The organism is Kitasatospora sp. NPDC088783 (assembly GCF_044750705.1).
Classification (GTDB): Bacteria; Actinomycetota; Actinomycetes; order Streptomycetales; family Streptomycetaceae; genus Kitasatospora; species Kitasatospora fiedleri.
Window position 1 is genome coordinate 550213 of sequence record NZ_JBIVKJ010000004.1, and the last position, 21391, is coordinate 571603.

Below are 21391 nucleotides of genomic sequence, written 5' to 3' on the forward strand. Positions count from 1 at the left end.
GCTTCTCTCCGTTGCGGCACCGGGCCGCGACCCCGCCGTGGTGGGGAAGTCTCGGATTTGGAGTTCATGTGCGAACTGATATGACGTCGGTGGCGGTGCAGGGGATGGGTCGGGCCGAGCTGCTCGCGCTGCCGGCGGCCATCGATCTCGACACCGCCAACCGCGCCATCGGGCTGGGGCGGAGCAAGGGCTACGAGCTGGCCCGTCTCGGCGACTACCCCTGCCGGGTGCTCCGGCTGGGCAAGAAGTACCGCGTGATCACTGCGGACCTCCTGCGCCTGCTCGGCATCGACGCGACGGTGGGGGAGGGGGTGGCGGCAGATGCAGCTTGACTTGGCGAGAGCCCGTTCGACAAGCCTGTCTGCCGTGGGCGGACTTGCCCGCCAGCAGTGGATCTTCCAGGCGCGTCTGCGTAGGTTCGTGGTCCCCCAGCGGCGCAGGCCGCCGGGCGCCACCGCCAACGTGTTTGCAGATCCTTCGAGTTGGGTGGGCGTGGCCTTTTGCGCCCACCCGCTCGGGACGCACGAAGGCCCCCGGTGCTGCGAACACCGAGGGCCTGGCGAAGTCCCTATCCACGACCTTCATCGGCGGCGCGCGACGGATCAGGTCCCGCGCCCCAGTCTGGAGCTTCAGCATGGAGTTTACGTCCCACCAGCCCGACAGGACAGCCCCTTCCGTGCCCGGTTGGCCGCCGGTCGCCAGGCCCGGCGGGCCCGGGGCCCACCACGACACCCCTCTCGTCGCTCCGTCCACAGGCTGTGGACGGGACTCCGCCGGGGCGGAGACCGCCACGGCCGCCGCCGTGGCCTGGGTCGACGCGATGCCGGACGCCGAGGCCGGCGAGGGCTCCGAGGTGCTCCGGCAGCTGAAGGACCTGATCGCCAGGTTCGTGATCCTGCCGTCCGAGCAGGCCCTGGATGCCGTGACGCTGTGGGTGGCGGCGACCCACCTGCAGGGCTCGTGGCAGCACGCGCCGCGGCTGGCGGTGGTCGGCCCGGCGAAGCGGTGCGGCAAGTCGCGGCTGCTGGACGTGCTGACCGAGACGGTCCACCAGCCGGTGCTGACGGTGAACTCGACCCCGGCGGCGGTGTTCCGCTCGATCACCGAGGAGCCGCCGACCCTGCTGGTCAACGAGGCGGACACGATCTTCGGCAGCCCGAAGATGGCTGAGAAGAACGAGGAGATGCGCGGCCTGCTGAACGCCGGGCACCAGCGCGACCGCTACGTGCTGCGGGTGGTCGGCAACGACCACACCCCGCGCAAGTTCCACACCTTCGCGATGGCGGCCATCGCCGGGATCGGCGACCTGCCCGACACGATCATGGACCGCTCGATCGTGGTCCGGATGCGCCGCCGAGCCGAGGGCGAGTCCGTGGCACCGTACCGCACCAAGCGCGACAGCCCCTCCCTGCACGCCGTCCGCGACCGGCTCGCCCGCTGGAGCGCGCCGCTCGCCGACCGGGCCCTGAACTGGGAGCCGCGCATGCCGGTGGAGGACCGCGCGGCCGACACCTGGGAGCCCCTGGTGATCGTCGCCGACCTCGCCGGAGGCCACTGGCCGCGCCTGGCCCGCCAGGCGTGCCGGCGGATGGTCGACGCCGAGGTGCAGAGCGAAGAGGACAACCCCGGCGGGGCGCGGATCCTCGCCGACATCCGCCGCGTCTTCCACGCCGCCGGGGAGCCGGAGAGCATCGCCACCGACCAACTGCTGTTCACCCTCAACGGCGACCCCGAAGCCCCCTGGGCCGAAACGGGCCGGGGCGGGCTGACCCCGCGCGGCCTGGGCGCGATGCTGCGCGAGTTCGGCATCTCCTCCGGCAACGTCCGCATGCCCGACGGAACCCAGCGCAAGGGCTACCTGCGCAACAAGTTTCTCGACGCCTGGCGCCGCTATTGCCCCACCGTTCACCCCACCACCGGCAGCAGCGCCGCCACGAGCACGACCAGCGCCATGGCCAGCAGAGGCTGACCACCCCCGTGGTGCCGTCCCAGCCGTAACAGCGCAGGTCACCGCACCCGCCGCCGAGACGGAACACCACGCCAAGACGGCACCGGCATCCGTACCGAGACGGATCAAGCCGCTGTCGGGACGGCAGACGTCCCCGCCCGCCGCCGCCCCCATCCGGGGCGCGAGCGGCGGGCCCTGGCCGGGACGGCAACCACACCCGTCTTGTGCCGTCCCAGCCGTCCCTGCCGTAAAACCACAGGTCAAAGGCCGTCCGCCCGGGACGGATAAGCGTCCCGAGACGGATGACGCGACCGTCCCGAAACTGAACATCCCTCCCCGAAGCCGCACCCGCCAGCAGCCTCGGGGAGGGGCTCCGAGACGGCAAGACGGCAAAGACGGCACTTCCACACACCACCCACTCCACCTGCGAGGACCACCTTCCGCATGCCCGTCACCCGCCCACGCCGCACGTTCCGCCCGGACGCCGTCCTCGTCCAGGCCGCCATCGCGGGCGCCCTGTCCTTCGCCCACCTCCACGACATCGCCGACGCCGCCGGGCAGCACGGCTGGAAAGCCTGGGCCTACCCCGTCTCGGTCGACCTGCTGCTCGTCGCCGCCTGGAACCGGATGCGGACCCTGCGCACCAGCGACCGCCCGGCCGGCACCGCCTGGACCTGGTTCGCCATCGCCTTGGCCGCCTCCCTCGGCGCGAACGTCTCCACCGCCGGGCTCCTCGACCTCGACCGCGTCCCCGCCTGGCTGCGGATCCTGGTCGCCGGATGGCCCGCCCTCGCCTTCCTCGGCGGTACCCTCCTCACCCACGGCACCAGCGCCACCGAACCGAAGCCTGTCGAGGACGAACTCCCGCTCCACGAAAACCCCAATCCCACCCTGGTAGTCCAGCCCACCCCGCCCAGCCCCGTGCCGATCACAGAGCGCAGGGAAGACGACCTGACTCCAGACGAAGAGCCAGTCGTCCTTCGCAAGCGCACCGGACGTCCACCGGCGAAGACCATGGACCAACTCGTGGAGATGATGCGGCCGATCGTCGCCGAGCACGGCCTCAGCGTCGCCGTGGTCGAGCAGGCTCTCAGCAACGCCAAGGTTCCGATCAGCAGCAAGCGCCGGACGGAGCTGATGGCGCTCCTGCGGGACGAGCAAGCTGGGCCTCCGCTCAAGAACGTCGAACGCACGCCTGAGCAGGCACGCGAGCATCCGCTGCCCGCCTGACACGCCACCGATCCGGGACGGCTGCCCGCCAATGATCCGTACGGCGTTGGCGGGCGGCCACGTCACCGCCAAGGGTCTGGCGGATGTCCACCTGGTGTTCAGCGAGATCCGCCAATGGACCGGATCGCTCTTCCGCCGAACCGCTTGCCGCCCGAATAGGTTCGTGCGCCGCGTTCGCAGCTTGCTCGCATCACATCACCTTGACCGCCTGCTACAGGAGATCAACCCGTGACCGACACCCATCACCCCGACGGCACCACCGGCGAGAGCGCGAAGGAGAGGAGTAAATCCCATACCGTAAAGGGTCTTTGGCAGTGGGCGTTCGGCAACCGAGCCCCTGGCGGAGCCAGTAGTACCGCGAGTCCGACTCGTGGCCGGACTCGCGGGATCTCCGCCCCAGGGGTGGCCGAGGCGGCCCAGCGCGAGGGCGCGCCGGGCCAGGAGGTCGGGGCCGAGGGTAGCCCCGACCCGGACAAGCTCCTTGCCGTCCAGCAGCAGATCCTTGCCGACGTCCGCCCGATCGAGACCGACGACGAGTCCTCCGACCACAGCACCGTCGATGATGCTGCGCCGAAGAACCGCCGCTACACCGGCACCAAGCGCGAAGAGCGCGTCGGCCCTCTGCGGTTCGAACCCGAGGAAGAACCTCGACTGCGTGCGGCTGCCACCGCCAATGGCTACCGCGGTCTGTCCGGGTTCGCCGCCGACGTGGTCCTGGCCTTCATAGTCGGCCGGTTCTTCATCGACCTGCCCCTGGCGGAAGAGCGCCGACTCATCCACGAGTTCCGCGCCCGCGTCCTTCGCCAGATCAGCGGTATCGCCAGTAACGTCAACCAGATCGCCCGAGCCCTCAACGGCGGATACGAGCCTCCGGTCGACATCCGCCGCACCCTCGCCGAACTGCACGGCCTGCTCACCGAGATCGCGGAGGCCCTTCGCCAGCTCGCCAACCAGGAAGATTGAACACCGCCGTGATCGCCCCCATCAAGAACCCCGGCTCCAACACCCGCGGCCTGCTTGCCTACCTCTACGGACCCGGCCGCCACGACGAGCACCGCGACCCGCACATCGTCGCTGGCTTCGCCATGCTCGCCATGCCCGACCCCGGCCGCGACGAGAACGCCACCCTCACCCAGCTCGCCCGCTACCTCGACGAGCCCGTCCGCCTGCGCAACAGCGAGCCCGGCAAGAAGCTCACCGACCACGTCTGGCACTGCCCCGTACGCGCCGCACCCGAGGACCGCTACCTCTCCGACGCCGAATGGGGCGAGATCGCCGAACGCATCGTCCAGGCCGCCGGCATCGCCCCCAAGGACGACGACCTCGCCTGCCGCTGGATCGCTGTGCGCCACGCGGATGACCACATTCACATCCTCGCCACCACTGTCCGCGAGGACGGCCGCCGCCCCAAGCTCCACAACAGCGGCCAGCGCGTCGGCGCCCAGTGCCGCGAGATCGAGAAGGACTACGGCCTGCGTCAGCTCGGGACCGGCGACCGGACCGCCGAACGCCGCCCCACCCAGGCCGAGATGCACAAGGCCAAGCGCCTCGGCTGGGAACAGAACAGCCGCGAGTGGCTCCAGGACCGCATCCGCGCCGCCATTCCCCACGCGAGCAACGCTGAGGAGCTTCTCGCCTACCTCCAGGCCGATGGTGTCGAGGTCAAGATCCTCCGTTTCCCGTCCGGCGACCTTCGGGGCTACTCCGTCGCTCGCTCCGGCGACCTGAAGGCCAACGGGCAGCCGAACTACATCCCCGGTGGGAAGATCGCCCCCGACCTGTCCCTGCCCAAGCTCCAGGCACTCCTTGCGGCCGGCAAGCCGGAGGAGCACCCCACCGCCCGCCGCAACAAGCCCGCCACCCGCTGGCAGCACGCCACCAATGCCCTCGACACCTTCACCACCGACCACGACACCGCCGACGACAGTGGTGACGCGCGTGCGCAGGCGCACATCACCGCCCTCGGTGAACTGATCGAGGCCGCCGCCCAGACTGCGCCCCAGGACCTGCGTGCCGAACTCCGAGCAGCAGCAAAGAATTTCGCCCGCGCCCAGCGCTCCCAGATTCGTGCCGATCACACGGCGGCAGCCGGTCTGCGGCGGGCGGCCCGCGACCTTGTGCACGCCAGCAGCGGCAAGGACGGCAGCACCCTCGCCGTCTTCGTCGCGGCTCTCACCTGGGCCGCGGTCCTCTCCCAGCGCTGGCACACCGCCAAGGGCCATGCCCAGCAGGCCGAAGCCGCGCGTCGAACCGTCCAGCACCTCCAGGCCGCCTACGACCGGGCCGCCGCCGACCAGCTCGCGTTCCTCGTCCAGCGCCAACCCAAGGAGCAGACCCGCAACACCCTTGCCAGCGATGTCCGCGCCGCCATCCCCGACCACGCGACACGGATCCTCGCCGACCCCAACTGGCCCGCTCTCGCCACCGTGCTCGCCGACGCCGAGGCCAGCGGCCACGTACCCCACCAGCTCCTCGCCGAGGCCGCCGCCCGCCGCGAACTTGGCAGCGCCCGCCTGCCAGCCAAGGTCCTCATCGCCCGAATCCAGCACACCAGCTACAACCCCGCACCCAACCGCACCGTCGAGGCGGCACTCCTGCGCTCGTCCGCCGCCCCGACCGTTCGCCACCACGTCACCAACCCGACTACCACAGCCGCCCTCCAGCAGCCCGGCACCCAGGCCCGACGCCGCTGACCACCAGCGACCGGGTCCGAATCCTCGGTCAATGAGCTAACAGCCCTGCTGAGATGTCGATTTGATGTCGTCTGCGGCGGCCGGGAACCATCCCGGCCGCCGTGCGTCTTGTGTGCTTGCCGATCGTCAACCGACTTGAAAGGGCACCACTTGATCAACCCCGGCATCGACCACGACGGCCACCACCGAAGCGTCATCCGCGCCGTCGCTCACCCCGGCGAACTCGATGCCCGTGGCATCCCCATCATCTGCCCCGATGCCGCGCCCGCCGCGACTGGCTCCTGCTCAACGTCCGCCACCAGGTCTTCGTCCGATGCCGGTGCGCGGCCGAATGGCACGAGCCCGACCTCACCCGCGCCTACTTCGAGCTGCACTTCACCGCCCCCGAACACGAGTGGGACGAGTGGGACGACTACAACACCGCCGTGCGGGCACTTGCCTTCGACGGCCTGCTCACAGGCACCACCTGGGACTAGACCAACAGCTCTACGGGCGGCCACCTGCTGGGTGGCCGCCCGTAGAGCATCGGTCAGGCAGTGAGCGCGTTGTCTAGGTACGCCTGCACCGGCTCGAAGAGTCCATACGGCACATACTCGGGGATCTCGGCGAGACCCACCCACGCGAGCTGGTCCAGCTCCTCCGTGTCGACCACCTCAGCGGTGCCGCTGACGGCCTCGCAGGCCGTGTACGACATCAGCCGACCGGTCTTCGGATGTACCCGCTCGCCCAGGAGCTTGACGGCGGCCACACCCAGTCCGGTCTCCTCCGCTGTCTCACGGACAGCCGCCTCCTCGGGCGACTCGCCGGCCTCGATCTCACCGGCCGGGAACTGCCAGGAGAGCTGGCCCTCGCTCACCCGCCGCCGGACCATCAGGACGCGGCCTTCGTGGACCACGATCGCGGCGGCAATGCCCGGGCGTTCCTCTGCAGTCTGCTGTGTCACGTCTGCTCCTCCAGGGCGGCCAGGATGGGTGGGAAGATCGTATCGGCGTCGATGAAGCGGGTCACCGAGTTTCGAGGAACCCACATCACGTCGACGTTCTCGACGGCGTCGCTGTTGGTTGCCTCGCCGGCCAGGTACTCGCACAGGAAGTACTCGCACAGCACGCCTGTCACGGGGTGGAGGCGGCTGCCGAGGTTCTTGCGGACGGCGCAGTGGACCCCGGTTTCGTCCAGGGTCTCCCGGACGGTCGCGGTCTCCGGCTTCGCGCCGGGCTTGATCACCCCAGCCGGGAACTGCCAGGTGATCCCGGACGCGTCGTCGTCGCGCCGGCAGACCAGCAGCACGTCGTCCTGCCGGAGGACAACCGAGATGGCCACCCGCAGGACCTGCGCAGCTGGTGTGCCGAACTCGGAGGCTCCGCCGCCACGTTCTTTCGCTGCCAGGAGGGCGAAGCGCTGACGGGCCGCGTCGGTAGCTCTCTCGTGCGCGGCGTCGAGGAGCTGCTGCATCTCAGTTCTCGGTACGACCGAGGGGTCAGCGTGCCACGCGGCCACCGTTCTCACCGCGATCCCGAGCTGATTGGCGAAAGCCTCGTTGGTGAGGCGGAGGGCGGACTGGAGCAGGCAGGCGTAACGACCGCTCCAGACCTCGATGACGTCCAACGCCGTTCCCTCTCCGTCGTGGTCGCTGCAGTGCAGGAGGCGTGCGTCGAAGATGCACATCGACTGCACTGGCGCTTCATCGCTGCGCGGCGTGGAAACCGGAAGACTTGCGATCGGCACCCCAAGGCCAGGCTCATCTAGGCAACTTGAGTTCTGGAAGCACCCGTGAGCAACAGGACATACACGCCGACCCCATCGGAGATTCTAGGTGAGTACCCGAAGCAGGACAGCGAGTTGGGCGATTGCGCCCGTGAGACCGCCGTGCCGACAGGGCAGCGGACCGAACACCACCGGGGCGTGCAGGGTTCACCCGTTCGGAGGGTAGGTCGGAGCGCCGAAAGTGGTTCGCCAGCGCCGGTAACCTCAGTTCAGGACGGGCTGATCGTTCGTCATGTCTGAATTTCAGAAAGCTGAAAGGGAACTGATGGCCGAGGACCAGGTCCACACGGTCGAGCGCACGCTCGTCCTGCTCAAGCCCGACGCGCTGGTACGCGGCCTCGGGGGCCGGATCATCTCGCGCTTCGAGGACGCCGCGCTGAAGATCGTCGGCGCCAAGATGAAGTGGATGGACGAGGAGTTCACCCGCAAGCACTACTTCGACCTCGAAGAACGGCTCGGATCCGAGGTCTACAACCTCACGGCCACCTTCATGCAGCAGGGGCCGGTCATTGCCCTGGTGCTGGAGGGCTACGACGCCATCGCCACCGTCCGGAAGATCGTGGGCAGCACCTACCCGAACCAGGCTCCGGCCGGCACGATCCGCGGCGACCTCTCGCACATGAGCTCCGCGGGCAGCGTGGCAGTCGGCAAGGCCGTGGCCAACCTGGTCCACGCCTCCGGCAACAAGGAGGAGGCCGCGCAGGAAGTCGAGCTGTGGTTCGACAAGGACGAGCTGCACGAGTACCGCACGCTGGCCGAGATCTTCACCAACTGATGGCAGATCGCGGCGTCACCACTGAGACGCCGCTGCGTTGACCACCACCGGGGTACCACCGTCCGATCTGAGAGGGCACCATGACCAACCAGACCCGCCTGGCCTCCGCCGAGGAGCTGGAGTCGATCTTCCAGCGCGAGCTGGCGACCGACCGCTGGGCGGCCACCGAGACCGCCTACGCGCTGGCGGTCAGCCTCCGTGACGCCGGCGACTGGCCCAAGTCCCGCGAGTGGGTCCAGCAGTGCCTCCAGCTCCTGGAGGGCTTCCCGAACGAGACCGAGGACCAGGTGGCGACCAGCCGCGTGGCGGTCGGCGGCGTCCCGCTGCCGAACTACCTGCATGCCGGTGTGATCCGGGAGCGCTTCGGCGACCTGGGCTGATCCATCTCGGGTGGTGCGGCCGGTGAAGTGACTGCCGCCGCACCACCCGGCTCCACCACCAACTCCATATAGCCCATCCGGACCAGCGAGGGGCCGCCCCGCCTTGGTTCGGCTGGATCCGCCATGTCTGAAACGAGGAGACACGACCGTGGCTGTCGAGATCGAGATGCGCGCCCGCTTCGACAAGGAGACCCACGCCCAGCTCATGGACCGTCTGCGGAAGGACGGCGAGGACCTGGGCGACGACGCCAAGCACATCTATTTCTACGTGCTGCCCGAGCAGCTGCTGAAGGTCACGGACAACACGGCTGCCGGCACCGCCAAGATCACCCTCAAGGGCAGCAAGATCGGCCAGGGCGCCGCCTTCCACGAGACCGAGTTCGCGATCGCCCGAGAGGACGTCCCGGCGGCCGTGAAGGTGTTCAACGCGCTCGGCTTCGAGTCCGCGATGCACGAGGCGTTCAACTTCCGCCACAACTTCCGCTTCCAGGGCGTGGAGATCGCCCTCAAGTGGAGCGAGGCATGGGGCTACCACGCCGAGTTCGAGGTGCTGCTCGACGACGGTGCCTCGGACGCCGCCCGCGACGAGGCGTCCGCCCAGATCGTCGACGTCGCCGCCGAGCTCGGCGTGACGCTGATGAGCGAGCAGGAGCTGGCCGACTTCGCCGCCGCCTTCGAGGCCGCCGAGCAGGAGCGCAAGGCCCGCGAGGTACAGGCCGTGCCGATCCGGTAGGAGCACGTCACCGCGGTAGACCACCAGAAGGGGGTGGGCACAGATGAGCACGACCCCGACGACCACGAGTCTGGTCGACCTGGCTGCCCGAAGGCAGCTGCCGCACCACCAGTACATGGACCCGGCAACCGTTGAGTGGATCACGGCCAACCGGCCCGACCTCGGCGCGGCCTGGCCGCCGCCCCTGCGGCCGACCTCGAAGCACCTCCTGAGCCGGTCCGCTCTTCCGGCAACGTGGCTGGCGGAGCCTCGCCTCCACGACTCGCTCCACGGTCTCAGGCACAGCATGCGAACCGCCGCACTGGCCGCTCTGCTCGCTGAGATCCACGAGCTGGACGACACCGAGACCGCCACGGTCGTCCTGGCAGCGGCCGTCCACGACTGCCAGCGCCTACACGACCAGGACGACCGTGGCCACGGTGCTCGTGCCGCCGTCTGGCTGGCCGCCAACGCCGACACCGTCTGGACCCACTTCGGCTTGGTGGCGACACCCCGGCGGATCATCCAGGCAGCAACCGCCGTCCGCCTGCACGACGTGCCGTACGAAGCCTTCGGCGCGGACGACCGAGCGGACCATGGCCGAGCCGAGCGCATCTGCGACCTGGTCAAGGCCGCCGACGCGCTCGACCGGTACCGCCTGCCGAAGCTCGGCTGGTGGCCCGACGCGCGGTACGTCCGCGAGCCGGCCTTCGAGCAGCTCCGCGCCGTTGCCTTCGACCTCGTGGTCGTCTCCGAGACCGCCCACCTCGCCGGGGCCAGCAGTGCCGAGGCCGTCCTGTACGCGCTCGCCGAGAAGGGGCTGGTGTAGTCGTGAGCCTCCGCGACGCCTACAACCTGTGGGCTGACGCACACGCCTTCTTCGACTCCGCGCTGCTGCCGCCCGACGCTGGGCAGCGCGACCCGCTGGCGTCCCAGACAGCTGCCTGGCACAAGCGCCTGACCGACGAGACACCGAACGGCAGCCTGCTCCGCAAGAACGCGCTCTTCGACAGCCTGAGCAGCGATGGCAAGCTGCACCTGCTCCACGTCACCCACGCCCTGGAAGAGATCAGCCAGCAGGGCGTGCTCTACCCCTCCGGCGGATGCCTCGTCGGCAGCATCTACTGCGCGCCGCTCACACCAACCGACCGTGGCTTCCGCATGCACAACCTGGCCGCCTACGTCCTCACCAAGGAGGCCCCCGCCTCCCTCACCAAGATCGGCCTGACCGAGCGCGCGCCCACACCGCTGATCTTCGAGATCACCGCGCCACCCCAGGCATACCGCGGACTGGCGGGCGTTGACTATCTACGGCTGGGTTCGATCCACCTGCAGATTTTCACCGACCTCGAATACCTGCTCAGCAAGGCCGAGCGGCACCACCTGCGGGAGACGGTCGTCGGCCGGGTCAAGAACTCGGCGGCCTTCCTGGCCCTGGCCGCCGGCATCGTCTACCAGGGCTCGATCGTGGCAGCCGACGGCTTCCTGCAGTTGCTCGACGCGGCCATCCCCCGGTTGCCGATCCTCGGCTACCTCTACTTCGAGGCCCTCGCCGAGTACCTGATGCTCCACTCCACCTCGGCGCGGACCCGAGAACTGGCCGACCTCGGGGAGTTCAACAACTGGCTCTACAAAGAGATGCTGTTCGCCTCCTTCCCGGATATGGCCGGCAAGTTCAACCTCGCACGGTTCCGCCCCCGGCCGCAGCAGCTTGTGAGCCTGCTCCGACGGGTGGACCCGACCATCGACGCCGACCACGCCCGCACCTACCTCGTCGAGCGGATCAGCTACCTCGTCGCCGCCCGGCTTTTCACCAGCGGCCAAGTGCCCGAAGCCTGGCACCGCACGCGCTGGGAGTTCGACAGCCTCGCCACCCAGCTCGGCCCGCTGCTCGGCCATCTCATCCACCGGGAGCTCCGCAGCTTCGGCCGGTACCCCGACTTCTACTTCTACTTCGACCAGCACAAGGCCCTGCAAGCCTGGAACTACTGGAACCACATGGACATCGTCGCGCCGTTCAACGGCACGATGCCCAAAGGCGAGATCGGCATCAACCCGGCCTACCCCAACCTGGACTACCGCGTCTGGCGTGCCGAGCCGGACGACTCCGGGCACCTCCACCCGACTGAGCAGCTTGCGCTGAGCATCGCGCCTCGCCTGGTCGACATCAAGTACACGCTGATGCGCAACAGCAGCCGCTGACTGCTGCCCCAAGCCCCACGACGACCAATCGCGGAGGAGACGTATGCCCACCCACGACCCCACCAGCCCGTCCACCGCCCCCTGGCCGGTGCCCACGCAGCCTGCTGAGGCGCTCTTCACCGAGATCTACCGCACCAACCACTGGGGATCGCCCGAATCGGTCTCCGGGCCCGGATCGGAGCTGCGGCAGACCAAGGCGGTCCGGGCCGCCCTCGCCTCGATCCTCGCGCGCTACCCGATCCGCACCATCACCGACGCCGGATGCGGAGACGTCAACTGGATCCGCCACGTCGACGGATTCGACCAGCTGGACGCCTACGTCGGCCTCGACGTCGTCGCCGACCTCGTCCGGCGCAACCAGGAACGGCACGGCAGCGAGTGGGTCTCCTTCCGGCAGGCCGACCTGAGCCGCGACGAGATCCCGGCTGGCGACCTCGTCATCGCGCGAGACTGCCTCGTTCACCTCACCCACCACGAGGTGCTCGCCTTCCTCTGCCGCGTGGTCAACAGCGGCTCGTCGTACCTGCTTGCCACCACCTATGCCGACCTTGCCGAGAACCGCGACACCGCGGACACCCACTGGCGCCCGCTCAACCTCCAGGCAGCCCCGTTTCACCTGCCCGAGCCCGTCGAGCACTTCGACACCGACTTCACTGACGACGGCCGACACCACCCCGGCAACGGACTGGGCCTGTGGAAGATCGACCAGCTCAGCTCCCGAACCACCTGACCCTTACCTCAGGCGACCCAGGAAGCGAGACACGATGACCCCGCACGACCAGCAGATAACCGCCCTCCTCGCCCAGCTCGACCAAGCTCTCGACTCGTCGGCGACCACCCACGGCCTCGCGCGCACACTCCGAGCGACCCTCAAAGAGGTCGACCTCCACCGGCACCACCGGGCCAGCCTCGCCGCCCTCCCCGACGGCATCCTCACGCCGAGCCCGGGCAAGGTCCAGATCGGCGGTGGCGGCCACCGCATCGACGGGTTCTTCAACATCGACATCGTCCCGCCGGCCGATCTCCTTTGGGACGTGCGCGAGGGTATCCCGCTCGCCGACGCCAGCACCGAGGCGATCTTCTCCGAGCACTTCCTGGAGCACATCGACTACCCCCGCTCCGCCATGCACTACGCCCGCGAGGCTCACCGCGTCCTCGCGCCCGGCGGGCAGCTCATCACTGGTGTGCCGGACGCCGCCTTCGTCCTGAGCCAGTACCCGGCGCCGCCGAACCAGGCCGCGGAGATGATCGAGCGGTGGTACGCCAAGCGGCAGTGCCGAGGCAATATCAACACCTACCTCGACCTCATCAACTACGTCTTCCGCGACCAGGACGACGACCCGACCTATAACCCCCACTACTGGGCGTACGACCACGAGAAGCTCGCCCAGCTCTTCACCGAGGCTGGCTTCAAGACCGTCAAGCCGTGGACCTTCGACCCGACCATGGCCAACCCGAAGCGCCAGTGGGCCAGCGTCTACGTGATCGCCACGAAGTAGCCGCGCCCGCGAGCGATCCGCACGGGAGCGCATAGGACCTCTGCCCGTGGTGGCCGGCGATCCGGCCACCACGGGACGGCGGGACCACCTGATCAACGGCAACAGCGGGCACCCGCACGCCTACGCAGCCCCGAGCGGGAGGCACCACATGTCGCAAGGCCGTCCGTACGTCAGCCACCTGACCTTGGCCGACACCCCCAACGCGGTGCCCTGGGCCCGCCGGCACACCGCCGACATCCTGCGCCGCTGGCGGATCCCGGACGCTGTCATCGAGACGGCCAACCTCATCGTCTCCGAGCTCACCACCAACGCAATCCGCCACCCGGCCAACGATCAGCTGCAGAGCACCGGATACCCGAGCCTGGCCGGCGTCGGCACGTTCACGCTCGGGCTCCTGCTGACGGGAACAGGCTTGCTCGTCCAGGTCGCCGACCGCGATCCCCGGCCGCCAGCACGGCGAGAGGTGGGCGTGGAGGCCACCGGCGGACGCGGACTGTTCCTGGTGAGCGAGATGACCAACCGCTGGGGCTACTACCCCACGACGACGGCCGGGAAGGTCGTCTGGGCCGAACTTCTCCTTCATGGTCCCGGGCGATCCGGCTCAGGCCACACCGAGCAGGCCGACGAGCGCACGCAGCCAGCCGAAGCTAGCGGCCCAGTGCCCGACCCGCTGCTGATCGGACGAGTCTTGGTCGGCCTGCGCGAGCTTTAGATGTGTTGAGGCAGTGCAGTACTCGGCTCCGCCCGTGACCGGGAGTTGGACCACCAGCCTGCAGAGGCTGATCAACGTGATGGCTGCCCAGACAGCGTCGATCGCTGCTGCAGAGATGTACCGTACGCGCCGACCTGGATGAGGCTCTCGCCCTGCGGTAGCAGTGACTCTGGCCACAACGGACGCCTCTCCGACGCCCGCAGCACATCAGCCTCGACGTCTCATCGCCACTGTGGGTGAGTTCAGACCCGCGCTGTCAGTACTTCGCTCTAAGCTTGGCGACCATGAGCGAGCCAGTGATCCCAGTCCCCATCGATAGCCCCACACTGGAGGAGCTGACGCGCGCAGAGCTGATCGAGCTCATCCAAGCCCAGCAGGAAGCCGGTATTCGGATCAGCTTCCCCGGCAAGAGCAACGCCAGAAAGGTCGGGCGCATGGTCCGCCCTCGGACCCTGCGTGAACTGAAGACCTACGGAGCAGGCGATGAAGCTGAGCGTGCTCGCAACCTAGTCATCGAGGGCGACAACCTTCAAGCGATGGCCACGTTGTATAAGGATCGCGGCCAGGTCGATCTGATCGTTGCAGACCCGCCGTACAACACCGGCCGGGACTTCCGCTATAACGATCGCTGGGACGTCGACCCCAACGACCCGGGTCTTGGCGAGTTCGTGAGTTCGGATGATGGTGCGCGCCACACAAAGTGGATGCGTTTCATGTGGCCGCGTCTGCAAATGATGAAGTCGATGCTGAAGCCTGGTGGAGTACTTGCCATCTGCATCGATCACCGCGAACTGTTCCGACTCGGCCAAATGCTCGACGAGCTGTTCTTTGAGCAGAATCGCCTCGCCATCATTAACTGGCAGAAATCATATGCGCCGCGCAACGACAAGAATCACGTCAGCACGGCAACCGAGTATGTCTTGGTCTACGCCAAGGACGAGACAAGGGCGAGCACGTCCCTCCTGCCGCGCAGCCCTGAAATGAATGCCCGGTATAAGTCTCCCGACGGGGATCCTCGTTCATGGAAGCCCAAGGATGCTTCTGGGTCAAAGGCGCACAAGAACCAGACCATGGTCTATGCGATTCAGTCGCCTTTCACCGGGGAGCTTCACTATCCCCAGGCTGGGTGCTGCTGGCGTACCGCCCAGCGTCAGCTGCTTGTTTGGATCCAGAAGTGGGGCGCGGAGTATGAACTACGCGACCTCAACGATGCTGCCGAGCGGGCCAAGATCATTGGCGTCAAGGAGGCTGAGGTCCCAGCGGTCAAGGGGATCGTCCTCAAGACACCGCTAGCGCAGGCACGGAAGGCTGCGGAGAAGGCGCTCGCAGCTGGAGTGTGGCCACAGATCTACTTTGGACAGCGGGGCACCGGTAGGCCGCAGCTGAAGAATTACCTGGAAGACGTGAAGCAGGGGCGCGTACCCACTACGTTCTGGGCGGACGAAGACTATGAGTCAGAGCCGATGGCTCTGGGCACGGTGTCGTGGGGACACGAAGCGTCTGGGCACAGCCAAACCGGCGTGAGCGAACTCGACGCCGTGGTCGGACCGCATCATGGCTTCGATACGGTCAAGCCACTAAAGCTTATCGAGAAGATCATCAGCCTCTGGTGCCCGCTTGACGGGATCGTCCTCGATCCCTTTGCGGGCTCAGGAACCACAGGCCACGCTATCTTGCGGCTTAACGCTGAAACCAGTGCTACCCGTCGGTTCGTGCTGATCGAGCAGGGACGACCCGATCGCGGCGACAGCTACGCACGTTCGCTACTCGCGGATCGACTTCAGCGTGTGGTTGAGGGCAAGTGGCAGAGTCAGCGAGTCGAACCCCTGGGAGGCGGCTTCCGGTTCGCGGCCCTCGACCGCAAGGTGGATGCCGCTGCCCTACTCAGCATGGAACGGGGAGAGATGACGGATACCGTCATCGCCTCGCACTTCGACTCCAACCGTCGTCGCGGCCCTGGCCTCAGCTACGAGGCGCCAGGAACGTACCGCTACCTCGTGGCCCGCAACGCGGAGGACGAGGGCTTCTTCCTGGTGTGGGATGGCCCCGACCAGAACACGAACCTCACCGAGGACGTCTATGAAGAGATGGTCGAGGAGGCCGTCAGCGCCGGCCTGAAGCCGCTCTACCACGTCTACGCACGCCTGTTCCTCTTCCAGACCGATGATGTGATGTTCTATCAGATCCCCGATAGAATCCTCCGAGACTTCGGCCTCGATCTGCGCGGTGAGCCGTTCAGTGAAGAGTGAAGGCTGCTGCCACAGGGACGGCGTACTGACATCTGAGGGGGAAGCATGCTTGAGCTAAAGGACTTTCAACAAGAGGCGTCCGCAGAGATCGCCGAGCGGTTCGCCCGCTATTACGCGGACCCGCCCATGCGCGGAAAGCTCACAGCAGCGCGAGTAGTGCCTTTTTTCCAAGCACTTGCGTCGATCACGGCTTCCGGCAAGACCGTCATCCTGGCCGACGCGGTAGCCGGAATCTCTGCGACCCTCCCAATTGCTCCAGTTGTACTTTGGCTCAGCATGGGCCGCGTAGTTGTCGAGCAATCATTGGCCAACCTCTCTCCGGGCGGTAAGTACCACCACCTGTTGGGTGAGACCCATGTCGCGACACTGGCCGAATATGATGCGGATGTTGTCCGGGAAGCCGTTAATCCCCTGCTGTATTTTGCCACGGTTGGGACATTTAACCAGCGAGACAAAGAGCGCGGAGACCGGCTGATCTTCCGTTGCGATATCGATACCGCTGAGGCTAGCACCTGGGATCTCCTGAAATTCCGTACTGACGCGGAAGGTCACCGCCGCCCTTTGCTGGTTGTTTATGATGAGGGTCACAATCTCTCCGACCAGCAAACGAATCTCCTGTTGGAACTTCAGCCCGACGCCTTCCTTGTGGCCAGCGCAACTATGCGCCTACCGGCCCGCCTCTCTGATGAAATCAAGGAGTTGAAGAAAGAGGGCTGGGCAGATGGTGATCTCGTCACGGCCGTCGAGCCCTCTGCGGTGGTTGAAGCTGGCCTAATCAAGAGCACTGTCCTTCTTGCCGGATATGAAGCCCCGATGGAAGAGACAGTCTCAGCCATGCTCGCCGACATGAAGGACGCGGCTGCTCAGGCAAAGCTCCTAGAGTTGCAATCGCCAAAAGCAATTTATGTCTGCAAGACGAATATCGTTGAGGGTGACGCTCAGCGCAGCGACGATCCTAGGCGCCCATTCCTTGCGCGTGAAGCCCCGCCGATCCTGATCTGGCGATATCTCGTAGAGACGTGTGGTGTTGATCCAAGCAAGATCGCAGTCTACTGCTCTCTCAAGTTCGATCGACACTTTCCTCCGCCAGTTGAGTTCAACCTCTTTTCTGGTGGGGATAAGGACTACGTCAACTTCGCAGAGGGCGATTACGAGCATATTATCTTCAATCTCAGCCTTCAAGAGGGATGGGATGATCCGAGGTGCTATTTCGCGTACGTCGATAAAAGCATGGAATCGAACGTGGCGATCGAGCAGGTTATTGGTCGCCTGCTGCGTCAGCCCGGCGCTCAGCACTACGCTTCGGAACGTCTGAACACTGCACACTTCTACGTGCGTGTCGACAAGCGAAATGTGTTTAGCGAAATCCTCTCAGCTGTAGCAACCAAGCTGAAGACGGACGCGCCGGAGGTGCGTCTCGTGGCTGCGAGCCCTGGAAGCACCACTCCGGTACTACTCCAGCCTCGCAAGCTGCACACCATTTACAAAACTGCCCGCGATGCCTCATACGCCGCCGAGCCCATCACTGACATTATGGGAATGCTTACCGACTATCGCAAAGACGATGGGACGAACACGCGAGCAAGCGGCGGGCGAAGCATCGTGCAGCGCACAGTCGGCGAGTCGTTCACGGGTGGCCAGCCCGAGCTTGTGTGGGAGGATTTTGAGCACACTAATGAGGTGTCGGCGCGCTGGGTTTTTTCTCGGGAGGTCGGGCGTCGATTCCAAGGTGCTCTCGGAGTTGCCCCTACGCACGAAGGAAAATTCGATGCTCTAGTGGGATTTGGCTCGCCGGCCTATGCCCATGTGCTCCGCGTTGCAGCAGACGTTGTAGATGCGTACGCCACAAATGTGGTCCTGAAACAGCAACGGCCCAATCCGTACGAGGTGGGGCCCATCCTAGTGCGCCCAGATTCGCTCGAAACTTTTGAGCACAGTCTGCACGAGGGTTATAGCGACCTTAATCCGACCCTGGAGCTGCCGTTCGCCCGAGCGCTAGACACGCTTGGTCTACCATGGTGTCGCAACCCAAGCCGCAGCGGATACGGAATCCCCTTGATTACTATGGGGAAGACTCGGACATTTTATCCCGACTTCTTGGTTTGGTCGGGTGGCGACGTATTCGCCCTTGATACGACAGGCCCTCACCTCCTTGCAGATAAAACGGGCCGGAAGTTGCTATCGATCCGTGGCGTACGAAATGTGCCCGGCCAGTTGCTGGTCCGATTCGTATCTCCGGGGAAATTCGCCGACGAGGTCACCCAGATTGACAGCGAGGGATTTACTGTGTGGGGGTTGAAGCAGGATGGAACCCTGCGCATTTCTCTCACAGAGACGGCGGTCGAAGCTGTCAAAAAAGCCCTGATTTCAGAGCTTTAAGCCCAGCTCTTTAAGTGCCCGTCGACGTTAAAGATACTTGCCCCCGGGGCCCTCTTAGTTTGGCCTCGGGGGAGGTCGCGTTGGAAGAGTCTGAATGGCGATTTCATGCCATCGCGCCTGGCGACTAACCTTCACATTCGCCTTGCGGCGGCGTCCGGATCATGGGCGAGGGTGCGACAGGTACCGGTGTGCGCGAATCACCACCCGTGCGGGCCGCCGCAGGCGCGGGACGCCAGCTCTGCCGGGATACTGGCCGCCCGCGACCTGCACCTGTCCTGGCCAACCATCACGAAAGACGCCCGCACCGGGCCCGCGAGGTCATCGTGGAGCCCCTATCCGAGATCTAGGTGCGGCCGGTCACCCGGGCAGTCCTGCACTGGTTCGGAGCGAAGCTGCGTGAGCGATGCGTGAGCGATGCGTGAGCGGATGGCGTAGCACGTGCCGGATCCGGCTGGATCGCGGATCACCCGGCAGTGCTCTGACCTGCAGCTTCGTCACCAGGCGGTCGATGTCGGCAGCAGCCAACATGATCCCTCTCGGGCTCGTAATGCGTAGGTCATGGGTTCGAATCCCATAGGCGGCTCAGAAAAGCCCAGGTCAGATGCTATCTGACCTGGGCTTTGCGTGTTCACGATCAAGTTTGTAAGCAGCGCAACGGCATGTTCACATCGGCAAATCGGCCATAACTTGGCCACGCGTTCCGAGCGGCGTCGATCGCCTCCGAGCGGTGCGCTCCTGGAGAGGGCACACCTCCCCATCAGCCCACCGGCAGTCGGTTACTCAGGGTGAGATAGGCCGGAGGTCGTCCACCTCATGACACTGCCCCCGGAGGGGGTCTCCGGGGGCAGTGTCGCTCGTCCCCGTCAGGCCATGACGCCCGGGCGGGGGTATGCCGCTCTGCGGCGGGGGACGAGCTTCATGACGGCCTCGGCCGCTTCACGCGCAATGTCGTCCAGGACGGTCCGGTGGAGGTCGCGGGTGATGGCCGTGTCGATGTGGCCGAGCATCTCCGAAACGACCTTGGGGTCGATGCCGGCAACCAGAGCGAGTGCGGCCGCCAGGTGTCGAAGGTCGTGGAGTCGGACGGGCGGGAGACCGGCCTCCTCCACCAGGCGGCCGAAAAGGTCGCTGACCTTGCCCGGGTGGAGCCAGGTGCCGTCCTCCTCCACGAACATGCGGCCCGTGTCGGCCCAGCCTGGACCGGAGCGGAGCCGTTCCGCCTTCTGCAGCTTCTCGTGGTGGGGGAGGACACTGGTGGTGTCCAGGTCCAACGCGACGATGCGCGAACACCGCTGGCGGTCTTCGGCTCACCCTCCAGGGCCTGTCTGACAAATGATCATCTGGAAGGTTGTCGTAGCCAGAGGATCAGGGAAACCAGGAGGTGAGCTGCCCCGAGTTTCGTGGAGTCCGTGATCGTGTGTTCAGGCGGACTGCAGTGTGGCTTCCTGGCTTCGCCGGTGGTCGCGTTCGTACTCTGCTGGCGGAACGTGGTCCAGGGCGGAGGGGAGCCGTTCCTCGTTGTACCACGTGACCCACCGGAAGATCGCCCGCTCGACCTGCTCGAAGCCGGTCCACGGGCCCTGCATCCCGATCGACTCGGCCTTGAAGGTGCCGTTCAGCGCCTCGGCCATCGCGTTGTCGTACGAGTCCGCGACGGACCCGACCGACGGGCAGCGCCGATCTCGGAGAGCCGCTCGGTGTGGCGAACGGACACGTATTGCGACCCTCTGTCGCTGTGGTGCACCGGCCCGGAGTCCTTCTTGATCCGGCGCCGCCGCAGAGCCGTCGCCGGCGCGTCCGAGGGAAGTTCGGTCCGCATGTGGTCGGCGACCTGCCATCCGACGATGGTCCGTGAGAACACGTCCAGAACGAACGCGACGTAGACCCAGCCCGACCAGGTCCGCACGTAGGTCATGTCCGCGACCCACAGCCGGTCGGGCCGTTCGGCGGTGAAGTCGCGGTCGACCAGGTCCGGTGGCCTCGGCGCGGCCGGGTCCGGGATCGTCGTGCGGCGTCGCCGGCCGCGGATGACGCCCTCGATGCCGAGTGCGGCCGTCAGCCGCTCGGCCGTGCACCGGGCGGCCTCGATGCCCTTGCGCCGGAGCGCGCGGGTGATCCTGCGGGCGCCGTAGGTGGCACCGGACTCCTCGTGGACCTGGGCGATCAGTGGCCTGAGCTGCTCGTCTCGGAGCCGGCGGGCGGACTTCGGACGCTGCTCGCGGGCGAAGCAGGTCGACGGCGACAGGTCCGGCACCCGGCAGACGGGATCGACCCCGAAGCCGTCACGCAGGTGGTCGATCACCTGCTCGGCCTCGTCCGGGGACGGTCGATCTCCTGGGCAAGAAACACGCGGGCGGCCTTGAGGATCTCGTTCGCCCGCCGCAACTCCGCGTTCTCCCGGCGGAGTTGCTTGAGTTCTTCGAGTTCGTCGCCGGTCGGCCGGTCGTCGCGCTCTCCGGCGTCGGCCTCGGCTTGGCGGACCCAGTTCCGCAGGGCTTCCTTGTGGATGCCCAGGTCCCGCGCGACGCGCGCGATCGGGCGGCCCGTGGCGCGGACCTCACGAATCGCGCGCTCACGGATCTCGTCAGGGTACTTGCGTGGTGCCGGCACAGCAGATGGTTCTCCTTACGCCGGGATCGTAGCCCTGGCTTCGGGGACTCCACCAAACTCAGAACAGCTCAGTCCGCCGAGACCACCAACAGCCTGGTGCTGATGGGCGTCCGGTTGTACAACCCGGACAGCGGCCGATTCCTGTCGATCGACCCGGTCTACGGCGGCAATGCCAATCCGTACGACTACGTCTACGGCGACCTGCTCGCCGAGCAATGCTCAGGACCTGTGGATCGGT

18 protein-coding genes and 2 pseudogenes are annotated in these 21391 nt (G+C 66.7%); 16 read left to right on the top strand and 4 right to left on the bottom strand.

Features of this window, described 5'->3' with window-relative positions; translation table 11 throughout:
• Window positions 1-80: 80 nt before the first annotated feature.
• The 5 genes from ACIP60_RS15005 (at window position 81) to ACIP60_RS15025 (ending at window position 5871) form a co-directional block, all read left to right on the top strand.
• Window positions 81-332 (top strand): hypothetical protein, encoded by a 252-nt coding sequence (locus ACIP60_RS15005; protein WP_400684192.1) that lies wholly within the window; start codon window positions 81-83, stop codon window positions 330-332.
• A gap of 302 nt (window positions 333-634) precedes the next feature.
• Window positions 635-1969 carry a DUF3631 domain-containing protein gene (locus ACIP60_RS15010; RefSeq protein ID WP_400683809.1) on the top strand — a complete coding sequence of 445 codons (1335 nt, stop codon included), beginning with the start codon at window positions 635-637 and terminating at the stop codon, window positions 1967-1969.
• A gap of 423 nt (window positions 1970-2392) precedes the next feature.
• Window positions 2393-3178, top strand: coding sequence for a DUF2637 domain-containing protein (locus ACIP60_RS15015; RefSeq protein WP_400683811.1), 786 nt, complete (start codon window positions 2393-2395; stop codon window positions 3176-3178).
• Between the two features lie 228 nt (window positions 3179-3406).
• Window positions 3407-4141 carry a MobC family plasmid mobilization relaxosome protein gene (locus ACIP60_RS15020; protein ID WP_400683813.1) on the top strand — a complete coding sequence of 245 codons (735 nt, stop codon included), beginning with the start codon at window positions 3407-3409 and terminating at the stop codon, window positions 4139-4141.
• A gap of 8 nt (window positions 4142-4149) precedes the next feature.
• Window positions 4150-5871, top strand: a complete 1722-nt coding sequence (locus ACIP60_RS15025; RefSeq protein ID WP_400684194.1) for a relaxase/mobilization nuclease domain-containing protein — start codon at window positions 4150-4152, stop codon at window positions 5869-5871.
• A 529-nt stretch (window positions 5872-6400) separates the two neighbouring features.
• Here ACIP60_RS15025 and ACIP60_RS15030 read toward each other — a convergent pair.
• A complete protein-coding gene (locus tag ACIP60_RS15030; RefSeq protein ID WP_400683815.1) occupies window positions 6401-6814 on the bottom strand; it encodes an NUDIX hydrolase in 414 nt (137 codons plus the stop codon).
• Window positions 6811-7476, bottom strand: a complete 666-nt coding sequence (locus ACIP60_RS15035; protein ID WP_400683817.1) for an NUDIX hydrolase — start codon at window positions 7474-7476, stop codon at window positions 6811-6813. Before ACIP60_RS15035 ends, ACIP60_RS15030 begins: the two co-directional genes overlap by 4 nt.
• A 424-nt stretch (window positions 7477-7900) precedes the next feature.
• Between ACIP60_RS15035 and ACIP60_RS15040 the strand changes: the two genes are divergently transcribed.
• The 10 genes from ACIP60_RS15040 (at window position 7901) to ACIP60_RS15085 (ending at window position 18543) form a co-directional block, all read left to right on the top strand.
• Entirely contained in the window at window positions 7901-8410 is a 510-nt protein-coding gene (locus ACIP60_RS15040; RefSeq protein WP_400684196.1) for a nucleoside-diphosphate kinase, read from the top strand.
• Between the two features lie 80 nt (window positions 8411-8490).
• Window positions 8491-8790 carry a hypothetical protein gene (locus ACIP60_RS15045; RefSeq protein WP_400683819.1) on the top strand — a complete coding sequence of 100 codons (300 nt, stop codon included), beginning with the start codon at window positions 8491-8493 and terminating at the stop codon, window positions 8788-8790.
• 148 nt (window positions 8791-8938) lie between these two features.
• Window positions 8939-9523 (top strand): hypothetical protein, encoded by a 585-nt coding sequence (locus tag ACIP60_RS15050; protein WP_400683821.1) that lies wholly within the window; start codon window positions 8939-8941, stop codon window positions 9521-9523.
• Between the two features lie 43 nt (window positions 9524-9566).
• Window positions 9567-10331: a hypothetical protein gene (locus tag ACIP60_RS15055; protein ID WP_400683823.1), complete on the top strand. Its 765-nt coding sequence runs from the start codon at window positions 9567-9569 to the stop codon at window positions 10329-10331.
• A 2-nt stretch (window positions 10332-10333) separates the two neighbouring features.
• Window positions 10334-11704, top strand: a complete 1371-nt coding sequence (locus ACIP60_RS15060; protein ID WP_400683825.1) for a hypothetical protein — start codon at window positions 10334-10336, stop codon at window positions 11702-11704.
• Window positions 11705-11747: 43 nt separating this feature from the next.
• Window positions 11748-12434 (top strand): class I SAM-dependent methyltransferase, encoded by a 687-nt coding sequence (locus ACIP60_RS15065; RefSeq protein WP_400683827.1) that lies wholly within the window; start codon window positions 11748-11750, stop codon window positions 12432-12434.
• A 34-nt stretch (window positions 12435-12468) separates the two neighbouring features.
• A complete protein-coding gene (locus ACIP60_RS15070) occupies window positions 12469-13203 on the top strand; it encodes a class I SAM-dependent methyltransferase (protein WP_400683829.1) in 735 nt (244 codons plus the stop codon).
• A gap of 46 nt (window positions 13204-13249) precedes the next feature.
• Entirely contained in the window at window positions 13250-13915 is a 666-nt protein-coding gene (locus ACIP60_RS15075; RefSeq protein ID WP_400683831.1) for an ATP-binding protein, read from the top strand.
• 284 nt (window positions 13916-14199) lie between these two features.
• On the top strand, window positions 14200-16164 hold the full coding sequence (locus tag ACIP60_RS15080; protein ID WP_400683833.1) for a site-specific DNA-methyltransferase: 1965 nt from the start codon (window positions 14200-14202) through the stop codon (window positions 16162-16164).
• Between the two features lie 45 nt (window positions 16165-16209).
• Window positions 16210-18543, top strand: a complete 2334-nt coding sequence (locus tag ACIP60_RS15085) for a hypothetical protein (RefSeq protein ID WP_400683835.1) — start codon at window positions 16210-16212, stop codon at window positions 18541-18543.
• Between the two features lie 863 nt (window positions 18544-19406).
• Here ACIP60_RS15085 and ACIP60_RS15090 read toward each other — a convergent pair.
• The gene (locus ACIP60_RS15090; RefSeq protein ID WP_400683837.1) at window positions 19407-19814 is read right to left on the bottom strand and encodes a tyrosine-type recombinase/integrase; all 408 of its coding nucleotides are present in this window, start codon (window positions 19812-19814) and stop codon (window positions 19407-19409) included.
• 150 nt (window positions 19815-19964) lie between these two features.
• Window positions 19965-21153: pseudogene (locus ACIP60_RS15095) on the bottom strand (IS3 family transposase).
• Window positions 21154-21222: 69 nt separating this feature from the next.
• On the opposite strand from ACIP60_RS15095, the pseudogene ACIP60_RS15100 reads away from it, so the two are divergent.
• A pseudogene (locus ACIP60_RS15100) lies at window positions 21223-21360 on the top strand (RHS repeat-associated core domain-containing protein); the annotation flags it as partial.
• Between the last annotated feature and the right edge of the window lie 31 nt (window positions 21361-21391).